The organism is Propionibacterium cyclohexanicum (assembly GCF_900111365.1).
Lineage (GTDB): Bacteria > Actinomycetota > Actinomycetes > Propionibacteriales > Propionibacteriaceae > Propionibacterium > Propionibacterium cyclohexanicum.
Window position 1 is genome coordinate 1 of sequence record NZ_FOGZ01000029.1, and the last position, 18,194, is coordinate 18,194.

At 67.4% G+C, this 18,194-nt stretch carries 14 protein-coding genes; 8 read left to right on the forward strand and 6 right to left on the reverse strand.

What is annotated here, in order from left to right; genetic code table 11:
* The first annotated feature begins 293 nt into the window (after positions 1-293).
* The 7 genes from BMX93_RS11265 to BMX93_RS11295 all read left to right on the forward strand — a co-directional run bounded on the left by BMX93_RS11265 (position 294) and on the right by BMX93_RS11295 (position 8,889).
* A complete protein-coding gene (locus tag BMX93_RS11265; protein WP_177170215.1) occupies positions 294-1,871 on the forward strand; it encodes an arylsulfotransferase family protein in 1,578 nt (525 codons plus the stop codon).
* An 8-nt stretch (positions 1,872-1,879) separates the two neighbouring features.
* On the forward strand, positions 1,880-3,244 hold the full coding sequence (locus BMX93_RS11270; RefSeq protein WP_177170216.1) for a glycosyltransferase family 87 protein: 1,365 nt from the start codon (positions 1,880-1,882) through the stop codon (positions 3,242-3,244).
* Between the two features lie 8 nt (positions 3,245-3,252).
* Positions 3,253-3,777 (forward strand): Dps family protein, encoded by a 525-nt coding sequence (locus tag BMX93_RS11275; RefSeq protein WP_218139330.1) that lies wholly within the window; start codon positions 3,253-3,255, stop codon positions 3,775-3,777.
* A gap of 235 nt (positions 3,778-4,012) precedes the next feature.
* On the forward strand, positions 4,013-5,140 hold the full coding sequence (locus BMX93_RS11280) for a baeRF11 domain-containing protein (RefSeq protein ID WP_091971139.1): 1,128 nt from the start codon (positions 4,013-4,015) through the stop codon (positions 5,138-5,140).
* A gap of 196 nt (positions 5,141-5,336) precedes the next feature.
* Entirely contained in the window at positions 5,337-5,918 is a 582-nt protein-coding gene (locus BMX93_RS11285; RefSeq protein WP_091971111.1) for a PadR family transcriptional regulator, read from the forward strand.
* A 42-nt stretch (positions 5,919-5,960) separates the two neighbouring features.
* Positions 5,961-7,658 carry an ABC1 kinase family protein gene (locus BMX93_RS11290; RefSeq protein ID WP_091971113.1) on the forward strand — a complete coding sequence of 566 codons (1,698 nt, stop codon included), beginning with the start codon at positions 5,961-5,963 and terminating at the stop codon, positions 7,656-7,658.
* 88 nt (positions 7,659-7,746) lie between these two features.
* Complete coding sequence (locus BMX93_RS11295) at positions 7,747-8,889, forward strand: hypothetical protein (protein WP_091971114.1); 1,143 nt, start codon at positions 7,747-7,749, stop codon at positions 8,887-8,889.
* Between the two features lie 122 nt (positions 8,890-9,011).
* Here the strand turns inward: BMX93_RS11295 and BMX93_RS11300 are convergent, their stop codons facing one another.
* The 3 genes from BMX93_RS11300 to BMX93_RS11310 form a co-directional block, all read right to left on the reverse strand.
* The gene (locus BMX93_RS11300; protein ID WP_245725842.1) at positions 9,012-10,358 is read right to left on the reverse strand and encodes an ABC transporter substrate-binding protein; all 1,347 of its coding nucleotides are present in this window, start codon (positions 10,356-10,358) and stop codon (positions 9,012-9,014) included.
* A 65-nt stretch (positions 10,359-10,423) separates the two neighbouring features.
* On the reverse strand, positions 10,424-11,338 hold the full coding sequence (locus BMX93_RS11305; RefSeq protein ID WP_091971118.1) for a carbohydrate ABC transporter permease: 915 nt from the start codon (positions 11,336-11,338) through the stop codon (positions 10,424-10,426).
* The gene (locus tag BMX93_RS11310; RefSeq protein ID WP_245725843.1) at positions 11,335-12,312 is read right to left on the reverse strand and encodes a carbohydrate ABC transporter permease; all 978 of its coding nucleotides are present in this window, start codon (positions 12,310-12,312) and stop codon (positions 11,335-11,337) included. Before BMX93_RS11310 ends, BMX93_RS11305 begins: the two co-directional genes overlap by 4 nt.
* 230 nt (positions 12,313-12,542) lie before the next feature.
* Between BMX93_RS11310 and BMX93_RS11315 the strand changes: the two genes are divergently transcribed.
* Positions 12,543-12,926 (forward strand): hypothetical protein, encoded by a 384-nt coding sequence (locus tag BMX93_RS11315; protein ID WP_091971120.1) that lies wholly within the window; start codon positions 12,543-12,545, stop codon positions 12,924-12,926.
* Between the two features lie 145 nt (positions 12,927-13,071).
* On the opposite strand, the gene BMX93_RS11320 is transcribed toward BMX93_RS11315, so the two are convergent.
* The 3 genes from BMX93_RS11320 to BMX93_RS11330 form a co-directional block, all read right to left on the reverse strand.
* Positions 13,072-14,892, reverse strand: a complete 1,821-nt coding sequence (locus BMX93_RS11320) for a phosphatidylglycerol lysyltransferase domain-containing protein (protein ID WP_091971121.1) — start codon at positions 14,890-14,892, stop codon at positions 13,072-13,074.
* A 142-nt stretch (positions 14,893-15,034) separates the two neighbouring features.
* A complete protein-coding gene (gene murJ, locus BMX93_RS11325; protein ID WP_245725844.1) occupies positions 15,035-16,864 on the reverse strand; it encodes a murein biosynthesis integral membrane protein MurJ in 1,830 nt (609 codons plus the stop codon).
* A complete protein-coding gene (locus BMX93_RS11330; protein ID WP_091971123.1) occupies positions 16,861-18,135 on the reverse strand; it encodes an aspartate kinase in 1,275 nt (424 codons plus the stop codon). The genes murJ and BMX93_RS11330 overlap by 4 nt, the downstream gene beginning before the upstream one ends.
* Positions 18,136-18,194: the final 59 nt, after the last annotated feature.

An 18,194-nucleotide genomic window follows, 5' to 3' on the forward strand; every position in this document is an offset into this window, starting at 1 on the left:
ATCCTCGGAAGGCCTCGGCCACTATCCGGGCACCGACGCGCCGCGCCCTCCCACCACGGCTGCTGCGTCGCCTACACCCTCATCTGGGAAGAGCCATGAAAGCCTGCGATCTTCGTAACAATGCATCCGCGCCGGCTTCCATCGGATGCTGCGCTCGCAGCAGCGTTGGCCCCAGGGGCCACGCCGGCCCCAGGATCGACCCCAGCCTCGGTCACACCGCGGTGAACCGACACTCAGCAACCACACAGATGACACAGAGGTCGTCCAAACCGGATCCTCCTAGCGTTCCTCTCGTGACCACCCAGAGCGCACCCGAAGCCGAGCCCAGCCAGAGCACATCCGAGAGGGCCCCACGGCCGCACCGGCGTATGCAGCGCCGGGAACTGCTCATGGCAGCAGGTGGGCTGTCGGCAGGGTTACTGGCCGGCCTGGCCACCTCGCGGGCGATGGCGGCAACCAGGAGGGCTGGCTCGTCACCGGCCACCTCGCCAAGCGCCTCCCCGAGCAGCTCCGCTCCTGCCGCCGCTGGAGGGGTACCGCTCTTGCGCTTCCACAGCAGCATGCTCAGCGCCGCCAAGATCTCGGTGGCCACCCTTGCCCCAGGCCCGCTGGCTCCGGGCCTGTTCTTCGCTACGCCCAACACCGGCGAGTACAGCGCGGTGATCTACGACAACTCCGGATCGCCCGTGTGGATCTCGGCCCGCGGCGAGGCCACCACCGATTTCCGCGTCCAGCAGTACCAAGGCAAGCCGGTGCTCACCTTCTGGTCGGGCAAGATCGACAACCAGGTGGGCAACGGACAGGGCCACGGAGTCATCCTCGATGCTGGCTACAACAAGATCGCCGAGGTGGATGCCGGCAACGGCATGCTCAGCGATCTGCACGAGTTCCAGCTCACCGCCCGCGGCACGGCCCTCGTGACGGTCTATCCCGCCACCGCAGCGGATCTCACCTCGGTCGGTGGTCCGGCGCAGGGCTGGATGTACGACTGCCACATCCAGGAGATCGATGTGGCCACCAACGAGCTGCTCCTCGATTGGGTGGCCAGCAAGCACATCGGGTTGGACGAGAGCTACCAGCCACTGGGCAGCACCGGAAGCGATGCGGCGACCCCCTATGACCCCTACCACCTCAATGCCATATCGGCCGACACCGACAGCACTCTCTTGCTGAGCGCACGGCACACCCACACTGTCTACTCGATCCAGCGTTCCAGCGGTGACATCGCGTGGCGGCTGGGCGGCAAGAAGAGCGACTTCGCGGTGGCCGAGGATGCGGCCTTCGCCTGGCAGCACCATGCCAGGCGCCAGTCGAGCAGCCAGATCTCGCTGTTCGACAATCACACCCTCGAGACCACAGGAAGCTCGCGCGGACTGCTGCTCACCGTGGACGAACAGGCCAGAACAGCCACTGTGGCGCAGCAATACACCCGTCCCGGTCATCTCGGGAACGCGATGGGCAGCACTCAGATACTCGGCAACGGCAATGTGCTGGTCGGCTGGGGCACCCAGAACGCGGCCACCGAGTTCAGCGCGGACGGCACGGCCCTGTGGGAGGCCAGCGCGCTCGGCTCGAACTGCTACCGGGTGGCACGAAGCGAATGGACAGGCCGACCCACCACCGCCCCCGACATCGCCGTCGACGCGTCAGGCGGAACGCTCACCGTCCACGCCAGCTGGAACGGGGCCACCGAGGTGGCGACCTGGCGGGTGCTCACCGGGAACTCCGCGTCGGCGCTGGGGAAAGCCGTCGAGGTGGCGCGCAGCGGCTTCGAGACCAGCACGACAACCGGCCTGGCCGGATACGTACAGGTGCTGGCGCTGGATGCCGCAGGCGCGATCCTCGGCCGGTCACGTGTCGTCGCGCTGTGAGACCGGGCGTGGACACCCTCGTGGGACGGCCTCCCGGCGGGCCACAGGTGGCCCTCTTCCTGGCAGCCGGCGCCACGACGATCGCGCTCGGCCTGGCGGATTATCGCAGCGCCATGGCGAGCCCCGCCCGCGGCGATCTCACCGAGATCTTCTGGCCAGCGGCCCAGGCGATCGCTCGGGGCCAGTCACCCTATGTCATCCCGGGATACGTCTATTCCCCCTTGTGGGCCTGCCTTCTCGTGCCACTGGCGGGCCACCGGTGGGGCATTGGCGTGGGCACTGCCCTGCTCATCGGCTGCGCCATCCTCAGCGGCTGGGTCTGTGCCTGGGCCCTCACACGCACCCAGCCGCGCTGGCAGACCGGGCTGATGGCCTGGGCGGCCGGGGTCACGGTGCTGTGGAACTGGCCAGCACTCATCGGAGTCCGCGCACTGCGCCCCGAGATGCTCGTCCTGGGGGTGCTGGTGGCGGCGGCACTGACCCGGGGGGCGCGCTCAGGCCTGCTGATCGGGGTGGCCGGGGTGCTGAAGACCTGGCCGGCGGCATTTGTCGTCTGGCTGCTGCCCGAACGGTCGGGGCGCCTGCGCCGGTTGGCGGGTTTCGCCGTGGCCGGGCTGTGCGCGGCGGCAGTGGCCTGGCTCACCGGCGGCGTGCATGACATCGAGCAGACGGTGCACGTCGCCTCGAGCTCGAGCCTGCAGCCCTATGTGGCGGTCTCGATACCCGGCGCAGCAAGGCTGTTCTTCAGCGCGAACCCGCTGGCGCGGCCGCTCATCGTGTCCGCCCCGCTGTCCCTCGCCACGCTGGTCCTCGGCTTTGCCGCGCTCGCCTGCCTGGCGATCACGGTGTGGCGCCGGCCCGGCGACCGATTCATCGCCCTGTTCAACATGGTCTTCCTCGTGCAGCTCGCCCTGCCGGTGTCGCACTACAGCTACTTCGTGCTCGCCCTGCCGGCCCTGTGGTTTTGGCTCGCCCGCGCGCTGAGAGAGCACGACGAGCTGTCGATGGTGGCCAGCGTCACGCTGGCCCTGTGGTGGATTCTCACCGCACGCAACCGGGAGCTCGTCTACCAGTCGTCCGCCACCTCGCTGGCCGCCTACTCGCTCGTCTTCGTGCCCACCCTCGTGGCGGCAGCGGTGAGTGTCCTCGCTGGGGCACGACTGCACGCTCACAACGAGGCCGGCTCACCACAAGGTCGCTTCACGGCAGGTCATCTCGTATCGAGGCATGGCGGTGCAGCGAAACCTGCGCGGAATAGCGCGCGCCATGGAATCGTTGGCACTGACATGGGGCGAGGACGGGCCGCCCGCAAAGGCGCGGCCCACTGGCTCCAGCTCGCTTCACATACGGACCAGGAAGAGGGAGAACAATGACCGACGTCATGTCACACGAAACTGTATCCGCCACAGAGACCGGTGCTCACAGCACATCTCGCCAGAACTCCGAGAAGGGCTTCGTCGCATCCGACAAGCTCATCGCATCGCTCCAGAAGGTCCTCGTCGATCTCATCGAGCTGAGTCTCCAGGGCAAGCAGGCCCACTGGAATGTCGTGGGCGCGAACTTCCGCGATCTTCACCTGCAGCTCGACGAGATCGTCGAAGAGGCTCGCGAGCACAGCGATGTCATCGCCGAGCGCCTGCGCGCTCTGCACGCTACTGCCGACGGGCGCAGCACTACCGTTGCCGCCACCACCAGCCTGCCGGCCTACCCGGAGGGCGAGATCGACACCCACAAGACCGTTGCCTTGGTCACCGAGCGCATCGACGACGTCGTGGCCACTGTCCGTGAGGTTCACGACTCGGTGGACGAAGAGGATCCCACGACCGCCGACCTTCTGCACACCATCATCGACGAGCTCGAGAAGCTCTCGTGGATGACGAGCGCGGAGATCCGCTCCGCCAAGTGATGTCCATGTCCTGAACGAGGGGGCCCCGGCGCGGTGCGCCGGGGCCCCCTCGTCGATGCGCGCCGCAGACCGCTTGCCCACGGGGATCTGCGATGCAGCCGATGGGTCCGAGGGGATCGGGCCCGGTGCTAGCGTCGAGGCACGGCTGGAACATCGCGGTCCGGCCCGAGCGCCCGGGCCCCGGAATCCAATGAAGGCCAGATCCGCAATCATCGACCGAGACAAGGAGTCGCACGTGATCCGATACGAGCTGCCCAGCACCGGTGACCTCATCAAACTGGGCGAGTCCCACCCGAATGCCATCACGATCTACCTCCCCACCGCGCCCACACCGACCGGACGCCAGCAAGCCGTGACAGCAGCCAAGAGCGCCGTCGACGAAGCCGTCCGGACGCTGCGCGGGCAGGGCATGAACCGCGCCGAGCAGGAGGCGATCCGGGTGCGCTGGGAGGAGATCCTCGTCGACACCCGGCTGTGGGGCAATCTGTCCAACTCCCTGGTGATCCTGCTGGCCCCCGACTTCTCCGAAGACTTCGTCCTGCCGAACCACCTCGAGGCCCAGACCCAGATCGGGGACCACTTCGACCTGGGCCAGCTGGTGCGCGCAGTCACCTCGCCGCAGGCCGCCTTCGCGCTGACGATCTCGAGCAACGGCTGGAATCTGTGGAGGGCCAGTGCATCCCAGCGCGCCACCGAACTGGAGCTGGGCGAGGAATACGCCGAAGATGCCGCCGATGCCACCAACCGCATGACGATCAGGGGGCGGAAGCTGCTGCGCCGGTTGAGTGGCGACGAGGGCAAGAAGGTGCTCATCGAGCGCTACGCCCAGGTTGTTGCCGACGCCGTGCGCACCGAGCTGGGCAAGCTCGATCCCCACGCCACGCTGCCATTGTTCGTCTTCGCCACCGAGCCGCTGCTCAGCATGATCCAGTCCGAGAACCTGCCATGGCAGCTGGTCGCGGTACCCGGCGCGCCCGATGTCTTGCGTCCCGACGAGATCGACGGCGCCGTGCGCCAGCGGATCGGCGCACTGAGCGCTCAGGCGAACAGCGAGCTCGCCGATTCGATCGGGCACGGGTTCACCTCCGGGCTCGCGCTGACCGATCTTGCTCCGATCGCCCGGGCGGCGGTCGCCGGCGCCGTCTCGACCTTCATCTACGACTTCACGGCGCAGGTGCGCGGCACCCTCGATGACGCCACGGGAGCGATCGTCCTCGCGCAGGACGGCGTCGACCTGCTCTCGCGGATCGCGGTCATCGTGCTCCAGAACGGGGGCGAGGTGATCGCCGTGCGCCCCGGCGAGATCAAGGCTGAGATCTGGCACGGTCAGGTGCTTGCCGGCCTGCGCCACCCGATCGCCTGAGCGGGCCACTCCTCGCCGCGAATGCCGGCCACCTGCCGGCGGGGACGCTGCCCAGCGCCCCGCCCGCAGCCCGCGTGGGGAGCTCGATAGGGGCCACTCGGCACGGCCCTCCGATGAACGACGTATCGTTGAGTATCGGTAACCGTCTCCGAACGCCTGCATTGGCGCTCGGTCGTCAACCCTTGAGGAGCCAGCCATGAATGCCCCATTCAGCGCAGATGGATTCTCCGGCCCACGGCCGCACCAGCCCGGATCGCCCAAGCAGCCCAATCCCTTCTTCTGGTGGGATGCCGTCGAGGACCAGATGCGCAGGCTGACGGGTGGACATCGCCCGGGCAGGGCCTCTCGCGGGGATGTTCGGGCCGCCGTGCTCGTCCTGTTGGCCGAGGAGCCCATGCATGGCTACCAGATCATCCACGAGATCGAGACGCGCAGCGCCGGACTGTGGAAGCCCAGCGCAGGCTCGGTCTACCCCACCTTGCAGATGCTGGCCGACGAGGGCCTGGTCGATGCCCAGGAAAGTGAGGGGAAGAAGGTCTACAGCCTCACGGACACCGGCCGTCAGGAGGCAGACGCGGCGAAGGGCAAGCCGGCCCCCTGGGCCACCGCTGCCGAGCAGGATGTGCCCGAAGCGATGGTGCTGCCGCGGGCGGCCGCCCGCCTGGCACAGGCGATCGGCCCCGTCGTGCGCGGCGGCAGCCCTGCCCAGGTGAAGGCCGTCACCGAGGTGATCGACGAGGCTCGCCGCAAGATCTACACGATTCTTGCGCAAGACTGAGGACGGACGCTCTCGCTTCTTCCCGGGCGTCCGGGAGGTCCGATGAGCGTCGACCAAAGGCTTCGTGCCCGATACCGCAGGGTGTTGAGCTATTTCGCGCGGCTCTTCGTCCGACTGTGGTTCTTCGACGCGGTGTTGCCGCGCATCGGGTTGGGACGCCTGGCATCGCGGGGCCGGGAGAAGCGGCTACGGAAGGCCGCCGCCGATTACCACGACCTGGCAGCCGATCTGGGCGGGCTGCTCATCAAGGTCGGCCAGTTCATGTCGACGCGACTGGACGTGCTGCCTGCCAATATCACCGACGAACTGGCAGGGCTGCAGGACGAGGCCCCGGCCGTGCCCCTCGACTCGATCCGGGAGCGCTGCGAGACCGAGCTGGGCATTCCCCTCGAGCAGGCCTTCGAGTGGTTCGACCCGCAGCCGCTGGCAGCAGCATCGCTGGGTCAGGTGCACCGGGCGCGCCTCACGCGTGCGGAGGGCCTCGATGTCGGCTACCGCGAGGTCGTGGTGAAGGTGCAGCGCCCCGGGATCGAGCAGGTGATCGACGTGGACCTGTCCGTGCTGCGCAGGGTCGCGGGGTGGCTCTCGCACTACCGGCCCATCGCCCAGCGCACCGATGCGCCGGGACTGGTCGAGGAATTCGCCCGATCCACCGGCGAGGAGATCGACTATCTCCACGAGGCGGCCAATGCCGAGCAGTTCACCTGCGACTTCGCCTCCGATCCCACCATCGCGGCGCCCACGGTGGTGTGGGAACGCAGCACGCGACGCGTCCTCACGCTCAGCGATGTGAGTGCCATCAAGATCAGCGACGCTTCCGCGCTGACTGCCCGCGGGATCGATCCGAAGGAGGTTGCCGCGGCGGTGGCGCAGTGCTACATCTCCCAGGTCTTCGACAACGGCTTCTTCCATGCCGACCCGCACCCCGGCAATTTGTTCGTCACGCCGGTGCCGCGCAGCGTGCACGCCGAGATCGGACGCCCCTGGCGGCTCACCTTCATCGACTTCGGAATGATGGGGCAGGTACCGGACAATCTGCGCGGCGTGCTCAAGGAGGTGGTCATTGCCGTCGGCCTGCGCGACAGCCACCGTCTGCTGCGCTGCATGGAGGAACTGGGGATGCTCCTGCCCTCGGCCGACCTGGCGCTCATCGAACGGGCAGTGAGCCAGCTGTTCGATCGCTTCGGCGGGATGAGCCTGGCCGATATGCGCAGCATCGACCCCAAGGAGTTCGTGCAGTTCGGCCAGCAGTTCCGCGAGCTGATGGGCACGCTGCCCTTCCAGCTGCCGCAGAACCTGCTGCTGCTCATCCGCGCATCATCCCTCATGAATGGCCTGTGCACCGCGCTGGACCCCGACTTCAACCTCTGGGACTTCGTGGAGCCCTATGCCCATGAGCTCGTGATCAGCGAAAGCGGATCGCCGACCCGGCTCGTCCTCGACGAGGCAGGCAGTCTGCTGAGCACCACCCTGGGGCTGCCGCGCCGCGCGGAGCGGGTACTGACGATGATCGAACGGGGCCAGTTCAGCGCTCAAGTGCCCGCAGTCCTCACCCAGCTGCGCCGTATCGAGCGCGCCATGACGAGGATCATCGCCGCGGTGCTGTTCGCGGGCCTGCTCATCGGGGGAATCCTGCTGCGCACCGACCAGCCCCTGTGGGGCCTGGTGCTCATCGGCGCCTCCCTGCTGCCACTGGGACGAGCCCTGCTCGGCGGCATCGGGCACATGCCGGGCAGCTGACAGCGGGCCCACGGGAGTTCATCTGGAGTTCACCGCCCGCCGCCGCGGCCATCACCTGGACGACTCATCGAGAAGATAGCTGTGGGGCATGACGGCTTCCGCTGTGCGCGCCCGGTCCGCAGTCCCCATCGGCGACGTTGCCACCACCGACCGGCGCCGCCTCGCCGGCCGCTGCGCTGCCAGCATCCTCGCAGGGCTGGTATTCGTGGCCGCTGTCGCGCTCATCGGGCACGGGCTGCGCCACTTCTCGGGCGGCCTGCGCACCTCGGGAGCGGCTGTCACGGTAGCCCCCTTCGCGTGGCTGGCTCTGGGCACCCTGGCGGCGATCCTGGTCCGCTCCTCGACGGCGGTGCTCGTGACCGTGTCCGTGGCACTCGGGGCCGGGGCGATCGGTTCTCCATCGGCGATCTGGGTGCTCATGGGCGCGCAGCTCGGAGTGAGCGCTCCGTGCGTGGCTGCGGCCCTACATTTCACCGGTCGGCCCCCTGCCTTGCGCCGGGCCCTGGCTGCCGCGACGATCCCCGATCTCCAGCAGTCGGTGGCACTGGCAGTGCTGGCACCGCTCGAGCTCCACGTCCACGTCATCGAGCGCTGTTCGGCAGCGCTCGCCACCGTCATGGGCGCGAGCCTGCTCGGGCCGGCGGCGCAGGGGACGCCCAGCCATCGCGGCGGCGGGCCGGCGGGGCTCGCAGTCCAGCGCTCCGCAATCGGCAGCCAGGAAATCGGCCCCGTGCTCATGGTGCTCGGGGGAATCGTGCTGTGCGTCGTGGCGCTACGGGTCGTCGGGCACTTCCTGCAGGTCCTGGTGGCCGGACAGCGCCGGGCGATGGTGCTGCGTGCCGTGACGGCGCGCCCTGCGACGGCCCTGTGCTATGGGGCCGCATCCAGCGTGCTCACGCAGTCACCCGCGCTCACCCAGGTGATGCTCGTGCGTTTCACCGGGGCCGGCGCGATCCAGCCGGGCCAGATCTGGTGGGTGACGCTGGGGGCAAACATCGGGACACTGCCTGCCGCGCTCGCCACGGCCGCCATCGCCGCCAACGGCTCCGGTCCGGCGGCCTTCCAGCTGTGTCTGGCCCAGGCCTTGCTGAGCGCCAGCACTATCGTGCTGTGCTCGGCGGTGCTGCGCGTCCGCTCGCTGGTGCAGTGGCTGGCTGCCGGCGCGACATCGGCGCGGCCGAATGGCCCTGGTGTCGGCGCACCGATGCCGACACGCCAGCCGCTCGCCTGAGGCCGGCGGATGCTGGCCTCGCCGAGGGGCCTCGGACACAGCGCCGGCGCCGACCCATGGCTTTCACCTGGGCCGGCGCCGGCGCTTCTCGGCGTTGCGGTGAACCGACGAGGGACGACCGCTCAGATGTGCGACTTCACCTGGGTATTGAAGATGTTCTCCAGAGTTGACCTCAAGGCGGTCATGGTCGACTTCACGTCAGCCTCCTTGGTGACGATCTGCGCCACCGACTTGGCCATCTCCTGATCGGCTCCGGGCAGGAAGACACGGGCGTAGTCCTGGGTCCGGGTCACCTCGAGCTGCTTGATTGCGGTACCGATGAGCGGGTTCTTCGCGAGCAGGCTGGTGACATCCGCGGACTTGCGCACCGGCATGTAGCCCGTGGCAGCCGAGAAGGCGACGGTGTTCTCGGGGTTGGTGAGGAAGCCGATGAATTTCGCGGCGGCGAGCTGGTTCGCGGCCGGGATCTTCTTCGGGATGCCCACACCGGACCCACCGGTCGGGCATACCGGGGACTTCGTGACCGGACCTCCGGGCAGGAAGCCCACGCCCACCTCGAACTTGCCGGCGGCGGTCTTCTGGACTCCGACCAGCGAACCGGTGGAGCCGAGGGTGGCCGAGATTGCTCCGGCGGCCATGTCGTCGGTGCCCGACGTGCTCGCCACACCGGCCCACTTGCCCTTGTAGACCGAGTCCTGGACGTACTGGAGGGCCTTGACGGAGGCATCCGAATCACAGGTGATGTCGAAGCTGTCTTTCGCGGACCAGCCGGACCCGTAGCCCCACAGGATGTTCTGCAAGGTCCACCCGGCGTAGTCGGCCAGCGCCGGATGTTCGTAGACATATTGGGTGCCATTGTTCGCAGCCTGAAGCTTGGGGGCCCATTCGGCAAACTCGTCCCAGGTGGCGGGGGCGCGATCCGGCAGGCCGGCCGCTGACCAGTGCTTCTTGTTGTAGTAGAACAGCGGTGTGGAGCGGGCCCACGGCACGGCGTACTGAGCGCCCTTGTACTGGTAGTCGGCGAACAGGCCCTCGCGGTAGTCGGAGGTGTCGACATCCGCAGCCTTGAGAACGCTGGTGAGCGGGATGATCGAGTCCTGCATGAAGTAGCGGAACCACCACACGTCGGAGAAGACGACGACATCGGGCAATGTGCCGCCGGCCTGGGCAGTCTGGAACTTCTGGGCCACATCCTCGTAGGTGCTGCCGGCAGTGACGAGGTTCACGGTGATGCCGGTGGCGTCCTTGAACTTGGCGATGATCTGCTTGGTGACGTCTTCGGAATTGCCCGGGTGATTCGACCAGAAGGTGATCGTCGTAGCCGGCGTCACCCCGCTGAAGTCAGGTCCATCGGTGTTCGCGGTGGCGCTGCTCGCGCCGCTCGACGCGGTCGCCGGTCCGGCGCAGGCGGACAGCGCAACCGCGCCGGCGCCCAACGCTGCCATCCCGAGCAGGCCGCGCCTGCTCACAGGCCTGGAGTGTCGCGTAGGGGAACTAGTCATTGCGGGTGTTTCTCCTCGATGTTCGGGTGCGGTCACTTGACCGCCCCCTGGGTGAGACCAGCGACGATGTAGCGCTGGAGGAACAGGAAGACGACGAGCACTGGCACGATGACCAGGACGGCGCCTGCCATGAGAACTGGGTAGGAACTGGGATCGCCCTCGATGTTCTTGAGCAGGGTGAGGCCCACTGGAAGCGTCATCCGGGAGTCGTCATTGGTGATGACCAGCGGCCAGATATAGCTGTTCCACTCGTCGACGATGGTGACCAGCGCCACTGTTGCGATGGCCGGAGTGGAGATCGGCACGACCATCCGCAGCAGCCTGCTCATGTGACCGGCACCGTCGACTTCCGCGGCCTCGAGCACCTCCCTGGGCAGGGCGAGGAAGTGCTGACGCAGCAGGAAGGTGCCGAAGGCGGTGCCCAGCCCGGGCAGGATGATGCCCCAGTAGGTGTTGACACCGCCCATCCCGGCGATGAGCACGTAATTGGGCAACAAGGAGACCTGCGGGGGCACCATGAGGGCGGCGAGCATGGCCACGAAGATCACGCGCTTGAGCGGGAAGCGCACGAAGACCAAGGCATAGGCGCTCGTCACGGCGAGCACGAGCTTGATCCCGGCACCCACCACGGTGACGAGCACCGAGTTCAGGAACAGCCGCGGGAAATTCACCTGGTGGGAGGCCCGCACATAGGCCTCCCAGCTGGGATGGTGAGGCAGCCAGGCAATGGTCCGGCTCACCACCTCGCCTGCCTGCTTGAACGACCCGAGCACCATCCACAGCAGCGGGAGTACCACCACCAAGGTGGCAAGGATCATGGGCAGGTAGCCGCCCAGCACCTTTCCCGCGGTACTCGTCGGTCCCACCACGGATTCGTCAGCCTGATCGGAGTGCCTGCGATGGCGCGCCGGGCGATGCTTCGTGCTGGCAGAGGTGAGAAGGCTCATGCGTAGTGCACCCTTCGTTCGAGAAAACGCATCTGGAATGCCGTCATGACGAGCAGGATCATGAGCAGGATCGTCGAGATGGTCGCGGAATAGCCCGCCCGGTTGTATCCGCCGAAGGCCTGCAAATAGGAGTCGTACATGAGGGTGGTGGTGCCCTGCCCGAGAGGCGTCATGATCCTGATGAGGTCGAAGGACTGCAGCGACGACAACATGGTCGTCAGCAGGACGAAAAAGGTGGTCGGGGACAGCAGCGGCCAGATGACCGACCAGAAGGTGCGCAGACGGCTGGCGCCGTCCAGGGCGGCGGCCTCGAGCAGATCCCTGGGGACCGACTGCAGTGCGGCAAGGTAGATGACCGCGCAATATCCGAGGTTCTTCCAGATGTAGACGATGATGACCATCGTCAAGGACAGCGGAGGCTCGAGAAACCATTGCGGCACAGGCAGGTGCAGGCCGCGCAGGATGCCGGAGAGCACGCCGATGGTCGGATCGAAGATGAATGACCACACGAGTCCCACGCCGACGCCCGACAAGACATAGGGCGCGAAGACCGTTGCCCGGGCCACCCCGCGTCCGACGAGCCGCCGGTTGAGGACCACGGCCATCACGAGGCCGATGAGCATGGATCCGCCCACCGTGGCGAGGGTGAAGACCAGTGTAGTGCCCAGCACCTGGGCGGCCTCGTGGCTGGTGAAGAACTCCACATAGTTGCCCAGGCCGATGAAAGTGGCGGTGTCGCTGCCCAGGGTCCAGTTGAGCAGCGAGTAGTAGGCGTTCATGATGAGCGGGCGGTAGACGAACACTGCGATGAGCGCCGCATTGGGGAGGATGAGGGCGAGGAAGAGTGCGGCCTCCCGCCGGGCGCGACGGCTGCGCTGCCGGCGGTTCGGGGGCCGGACATGGGGTGTAGTGGGAGTTGCCGCGGGTGCAGGCGTCGCCGGGCGCTCCCGCAGACCCACCTCGATAGTCGCCACTGTCGTCCTCCCTCCCGGCCAGGGCACTGCGGCCCTGACAACGAGGTGACGCTAGAAGTCAGGGGTGACCCCCAGGTAATGGCGAGGTGTCATTCAGGTGGCCGCCAGGAGACGAATGGGACACGGCCGCCCCTCATGGCCGCACAAGCCCGGATCCGAGCGCTCCGCTGTGCGCTGAGCACAGTGGAATCACAGGCCATTCACACCCTTGACCGCCTAGCCTCGAAGGCATGCACGCCAGCAAGCTCGTCAGCCTCTCAGCGGCAGCAACGGCTGCCGGACTCGCCGGGTGGATGGGCATCATGCGCTTCCTGCCGCAGTACAGCGGGGTACGCGCCGAACATGTGAACAGATGGCTGCTCCTGGACACGGTCGAGTTCACCACCCTCGTCGGATTTGCCAGCACTGCCCATCGCAGACCGCACCATTCGCGGGCGTGGGCGATGTCAGCTGCCGTCCTCATCGGCGCCGATGCCGTCGTCGACGTGATGACCTCTCGGCAAGGACGCGAACGTCGGCAGGCCTCGCTGATGGCCGGGTTCATCGAAATCCCCTCCAGCCTTGGGCTCGGAGCCTGGGCGCTGCTCAAGGGCCGCCCGGGCCCGGAGCGCTGATCCCGGCGCCAGGGCATGACCAACCCGGCGAGACGAGCCGGGCGGGCGGAATCTCGTCGTCCTGCTCGGGCTGTCGGAGGTCACCCCGGTACCGGCGCCTGAGGGGCCCTGGGACCCGAGCCCACTGGCGGGCCGCGGTGTCCCGTCAGCTGCCGGCACACTCTCCCCCACCCGGTCGCTGGACACCGGATTGCTGGGAGGCACCGTTCGGTCGCGAATCATCGCCACCGGCCACATCGAGCGCCGGGCCCGTGGCGTCGAGCAGTTCGGCGCCGGCCTTGGTGGGCCCTCGGTGCCCGAAACTCGGCAGCGTGAGGAAGGCCTCTGCGCGGAGCATGGCGATGCCCACATCGACCAGCGTGCCTGGCCCATAGCAGATATAGCGGGGCAGCCAGCGCGGTTGGTACTTGCGGTTCGAGCGGTAGAGGCTGTCGAGCTGGAAGAACCGGGAGGCGAACTTCAGCACCGAATAGGACACCTTCGCGCCGAGTGACGCCCCCAGCTGCTCGCCTCGCTCGAAGATGTCGCGCAGCACCGCGAAGTTCATCGAGATGTGACCGATGCGGTTGTCCCGGCCCCACTCCACCAGCCCGGCGACCATGGATTCCACGACGCCATTGGGGGCATCGGGCTTGCGGCGCATGAGGTCGAGCGAGAGGCCATCGGTCCCCCACGGCACCATGTACAGCAGCCCGACCAGCTCACCCTGCACGCGGGCTCGCACGAGCACGCACTCCCCATCGGCGGGGTCACCGAATCGTCCGAGCGCCATCGAGAAACCGCGCTCGACCGGGCCATCGCGCCAGGCATCGGCTCGGGTACGCACCTCGGCGGCCTCAACGGCCGACAGGTCCTTGGCTCGCAGGCAGTCCACGGAAAGACCATCGCGCTTGGCGTGGTTGACGACATTGCGCACCGGCTTCATCGTCCTGCCCTGCAGCGTGAACTGCTCCACATCGATAATGGCCTCGTCGCCCAATTGCAGAACATCCAGCCCCCGCTCGGCGAACATCCGCCCAGCCTCTTCACCGCAGGCGAGCACACCGGGCAGCCAGCCGTACTTGCGTGCCTCGTCGAGCCAGGCGTCGATGACAGCCGGCCACTGGCCGGGCTCGCCGAGCGGGTCGCCGCCGGCCAGGCTCACGCCGCCTACCACCCGATAGCTGATGGCGGCCCGCCGCGAGCTGGCGAAGATGACGCTGCGGTCGCGCCGGGTGGCGAAGTAGTCCAGTGAGCCGATCCGGCGACTCTGGGCGATAATCGCCCTCAGCTCGGTCTCCTCGTCGGGGCGCAGATCGTGTGGGCCGTCCGGGCTGCGCAGCGCCACCGCAAGGATCACCGCCACGACCGCCGCCCCGATCATGAGGTTTCCGAGCGCCCAGTGCTGCGCCGCCCGCTCGTGCACGAAGCGCACCGGCCCCTCGACGCCGATCATGCCGAGCGCAGTGTGCACGACGCGCTCCGCCACCGTGGTGCTGTGCGCCTGCGAGCGGTGATTGAGCGTCATGAGCACCGTGCCCAGCGCGATGCCGGCCAGCGGCGCCCCGATGACCGTCCGCCAGATGACCTTCCGGCTCCGCGGATCGGGCACTCCGGTGAAGTGCCGACGCCCCAGCAGGAGCATCACCAGCAGGACCAGCGCAATCGTCGCCTCCTCGACATCGAGGCCCTTGACGACATTGAGCAGGATCGACGCCGAGACGAGGATCACCGCACCCCACCAGGCGGACCGCTTGCGGTGCAAAAGCCCCCGGCTGAGGCTGATGAGCACGACGCCGACGATCGCGGTGGCCACATAGGCCAGGCCGACCGTCATAGTGCTGAACACCTCGACGACGATCCGCATCCGGTGCGCTTTGGGTGCAGTGAGCGCACTGGCCAGATCGATGACGCCGATGAGGCCGATGAAGAAGGCCAGAACATGGGGACTGGTCAGCCAGCTGCCGAATCTCCGCGTCTGAGCCACGCGACCATTGTGCCCTCTACGGCGCCCGGCGCGTGGCAACCACGCGTCCGGCCCTCTGCCGGCGAGACCTTTGGCCGAGCACCTGGCGTGAGGGCAAGGACATGCCCCCTCCCGGTATGGCGGCCTGTCGGCGGGAGCCCGCTCAGCGTCCTCGGTGCAGCTTCGCCGTGATGCGCTGGGCGAAGATCTGGAACTCGCTGATCCTCAGCATCTTCACCCCCAGGAGGAAGCCCACGCAGAAGGCCAGACCTCCGGCGAGCAGCGCAGCATACTGCGCGATGAGCACCTCGGGCATCGCCCAGACCACGAATCTCGCCGTCAGGTAGGCCGGGAGCCCCCCGAGGAGCGCGGCGGCCCATAGCCTCAGATGCAGCCAGACGACCGCCCCGAGATTCAGCCCGCCGATCTGACGATGTACGAAGGCCAGGAACACCAGCGCGAGCAGCGAATTGCTCACGACCATCCCCAGACAGATCACGATGACTCCGTAACTGGCCGGGACGATCAGGGCCAGCGCGGTAAAGGCCACCTGGATTCCGGTGAGCAGGCATTGCATCCACAGATTGGGCTTGCCCTGCTCGGTGGCGAAGCAATACTGCTGCTGCAGGGTGGAAATCGTGTACGCCATCATCGACAGCGACATCACGGCGAGCACCTCGGCGGTAGCGGCCGCCTCGTAGGGCCGCAGACCCCAGTAGATGCCCCGGACGACGGGTCCGGCGAGGGCAATGAGCGCCACGCTTGCCGGAATGATCCCCACCGCGGGCAAGGTCAGCCCTTGCCGCAGGATCCCCCGCATGTCGCCCAGCCCGGTGCCCACCGGGCCGCGCCGCTGCCACGCCCTCGTCAGCTGGGGGAACAGGGCAGTGAGAAGGGAGAACGCGATGAGCGAATAGGGCATCTGAAACAGCGTCATGGCATTCTGGTAAGCGGCGTATCCCGCCACGTACTCCCCCTGCCTGGCCCTCCCGAGCATGCCGGTGGCCACCCGCATCGTGAACAGGCCGCCGGCCTGGGCGATGCACAGCGCCAGGAAGGTGAGGGCAGCGAATCGGCCCACCTGCGAGAATCCGTAGCCACGGATGCCCCAGCGGGGACGCCAGCGGAAGCCGGTGTGGTGGAGCACAGGAAGCAGCACCACGGTCTGGGCCAGGATTCCCAGCGTCGCGCTGCCGGCCAGCACCCAGACCATCTGCTGGGTCCACACCGAGGGATCGGACTGCTGTCCCCACAGGTGCAGGAAAACCGCCTGCCCTGCAATGGCCACCACATTGTTCACCACCGGAGCCCAACCGTAGGGGCCGAAGCTGCCGCGGGCATTGAGCAGATTCCCGAAGACCGCGAATATCCCGTAGAACAGCACCTGCGGCATGCAGATATAGGCGAAGGCGATGGCAAGGTGCATGCCCGGCCCCTGCAAGGTGGTGAAAGCGCGCATGAGCAGCGCTGCACCCCCGGTGGCCAGCGCCGCAACGATGAAGATGAGCGCGAAGGCCACCGTGAGCAGCCGGTCGACGAACTCGCGTCCGCCATCGGGCCTTTTCATGGCCTTGGTGATCTGCGGCAGCAGCACGGCATTGAGGATGCCGCCCGACAGCAGCACCAGAATGAAGTTCGGCAGCGTGTTCGCGCTGCGGAAGGCCTCCGCGGCGACGTCTTGGCCCACGACCTTGGCCAGCAGCATGGCATTGACCATGCCCAGGACGCGGCTGGCCAGAGTGCCGGCGGCCATCAGGGCCGAATTGCGTCCCAGGTTCTTTCGGTCGGCGGCATCGATCTGCGCGTCGTCGAGAACTGCCTCCCCGCTGGGGGAAGACCCTGGGGGCAAGGCACCTGGGCCCCCAGCGAATGTGCCGGCCACCGGCTCGGCATGGGACCAGCCCTGGGCGTGCGAGCTGACCCCCGGGTACTGCGGGGACGCAGCAGCACGCCGCGGGTACTCGCCCTCAGCCCGCCGGGGCCGTTCGTTCAACGCCCCGTTCCCGCGTACACGGTGGCCTCGCCCTCGGTGTCGAGCCCGAAGGCGGTGTGGGCGGCCGCAACGGCCCTGTCCACCATGGTGACCTCGACGACTACGGAGATGCGGATCTCGGAGGTGGAGATCATGTCGAGGTTCACCCCATCGGCCGCAAGCGCGTCGAAGAACTTTGCGGTCACCCCGGGGTGGGTTCGCATTCCCACACCGACGACGCTGACCTTGCCGATCTGGTCGTCGTAGAGCAAGCCCTGGAAACCGATCTCGTCCTTCGCCGCGTTGAGCGCATCGACAGCCTTCTTGCCATCGTTCATCGGCAGCGTGAACGAGATATCGGTGCGCCCGGTGGTGACCGCGGAGATGTTCTGAACGATCATGTCGATATTGATGTCGGCCTCGGCCACGACATCGAAGATCCGGGCGGCCTTCCCCACGGTGTCGGGAACTCCCGACACCGTGAGCTTGGCCTCGCTACGGTCGGATGCGACCCCGGTGATGAGGGCCTGCTCCATCTGCTTTCTCTTCACGACATCTTCCTGACTTCTCACCCAGGTGCCTGGGTTGTCACTGAACGAGCTTCGGACATGCACGGGGATGTTCTCCCGCCGGGCGTACTCGACGCAGCGCACATGCAGCACCTTGCTGCCGCACGCCGACATCTCCATCATCTCCTCATAACTGATCTCGGGTATCCGCCGGGCAGAGGGCACGATCCGGGGATCGGCGGTGAACACTCCGTCGACATCGGTGAAGATCTCGCAGTACTTGGCATCCAACGCCGCAGCGAGCGCCACAGCCGTGGTGTCCGAGGCGCCGCGCCCCAGCGTCGTGATGTCCTTCGTGCCCTGGCTCACCCCCTGGAATCCCGCGACGATCGTGACATTGCCGAGCTCGAGGGAGGCCTGGATGCGTCCAGGGGTGATGTCGATGATGCGGGCATTGCCATGCCGACCGGTCGTGATGACCCCGGCCTGACTGCCCGTGTAGCTGCGGGCCTTGACCCCCAGATCGTTGAGCGCCATCGCCAGCAGCGCCGCCGACTGACGTTCACCCGTTGTGAGGAGCATGTCCAGCTCGCGCGGCTGGGGCTGGGGGCTCACTGCCAGCGCGAGGTCCATGAGCTCGTCGGTGGTGTCACCCATCGCGGAGATGACGACAACGACATCGTTGCCGGCTTGACGCGAGCGGGAGATGCGCCGAGCCACTCGCTTGATGGAATCTGCGTCCTGCACGGACGATCCGCCGTACTTCTGGACGATCTTGGCCATGGGGTCCTCTCACGCTGACGACGCGACAACTGTACCGGCGCCGGACGCCACTGCCATGC

Coding starts and splice junctions, on each gene's coding strand:
- BMX93_RS11290 (WP_091971113.1), top strand. CDS start 5,961: ATGAGCGTCGACCAAAGGCTTCGTGCCCGATACCGCAGGGTGTTGAGC.
- BMX93_RS11305 (WP_091971118.1), bottom strand. CDS start 11,338: ATGAGCCTTCTCACCTCTGCCAGCACGAAGCATCGCCCGGCGCGCCAT.
- BMX93_RS11330 (WP_091971123.1), bottom strand. CDS start 18,135: ATGGCCAAGATCGTCCAGAAGTACGGCGGATCGTCCGTGCAGGACGCA.
- BMX93_RS11285 (WP_091971111.1), top strand. CDS start 5,337: ATGAATGCCCCATTCAGCGCAGATGGATTCTCCGGCCCACGGCCGCAC.
- BMX93_RS11275 (WP_218139330.1), top strand. CDS start 3,253: ATGTCACACGAAACTGTATCCGCCACAGAGACCGGTGCTCACAGCACA.
- BMX93_RS11295 (WP_091971114.1), top strand. CDS start 7,747: ATGACGGCTTCCGCTGTGCGCGCCCGGTCCGCAGTCCCCATCGGCGAC.
- BMX93_RS11315 (WP_091971120.1), top strand. CDS start 12,543: ATGCACGCCAGCAAGCTCGTCAGCCTCTCAGCGGCAGCAACGGCTGCC.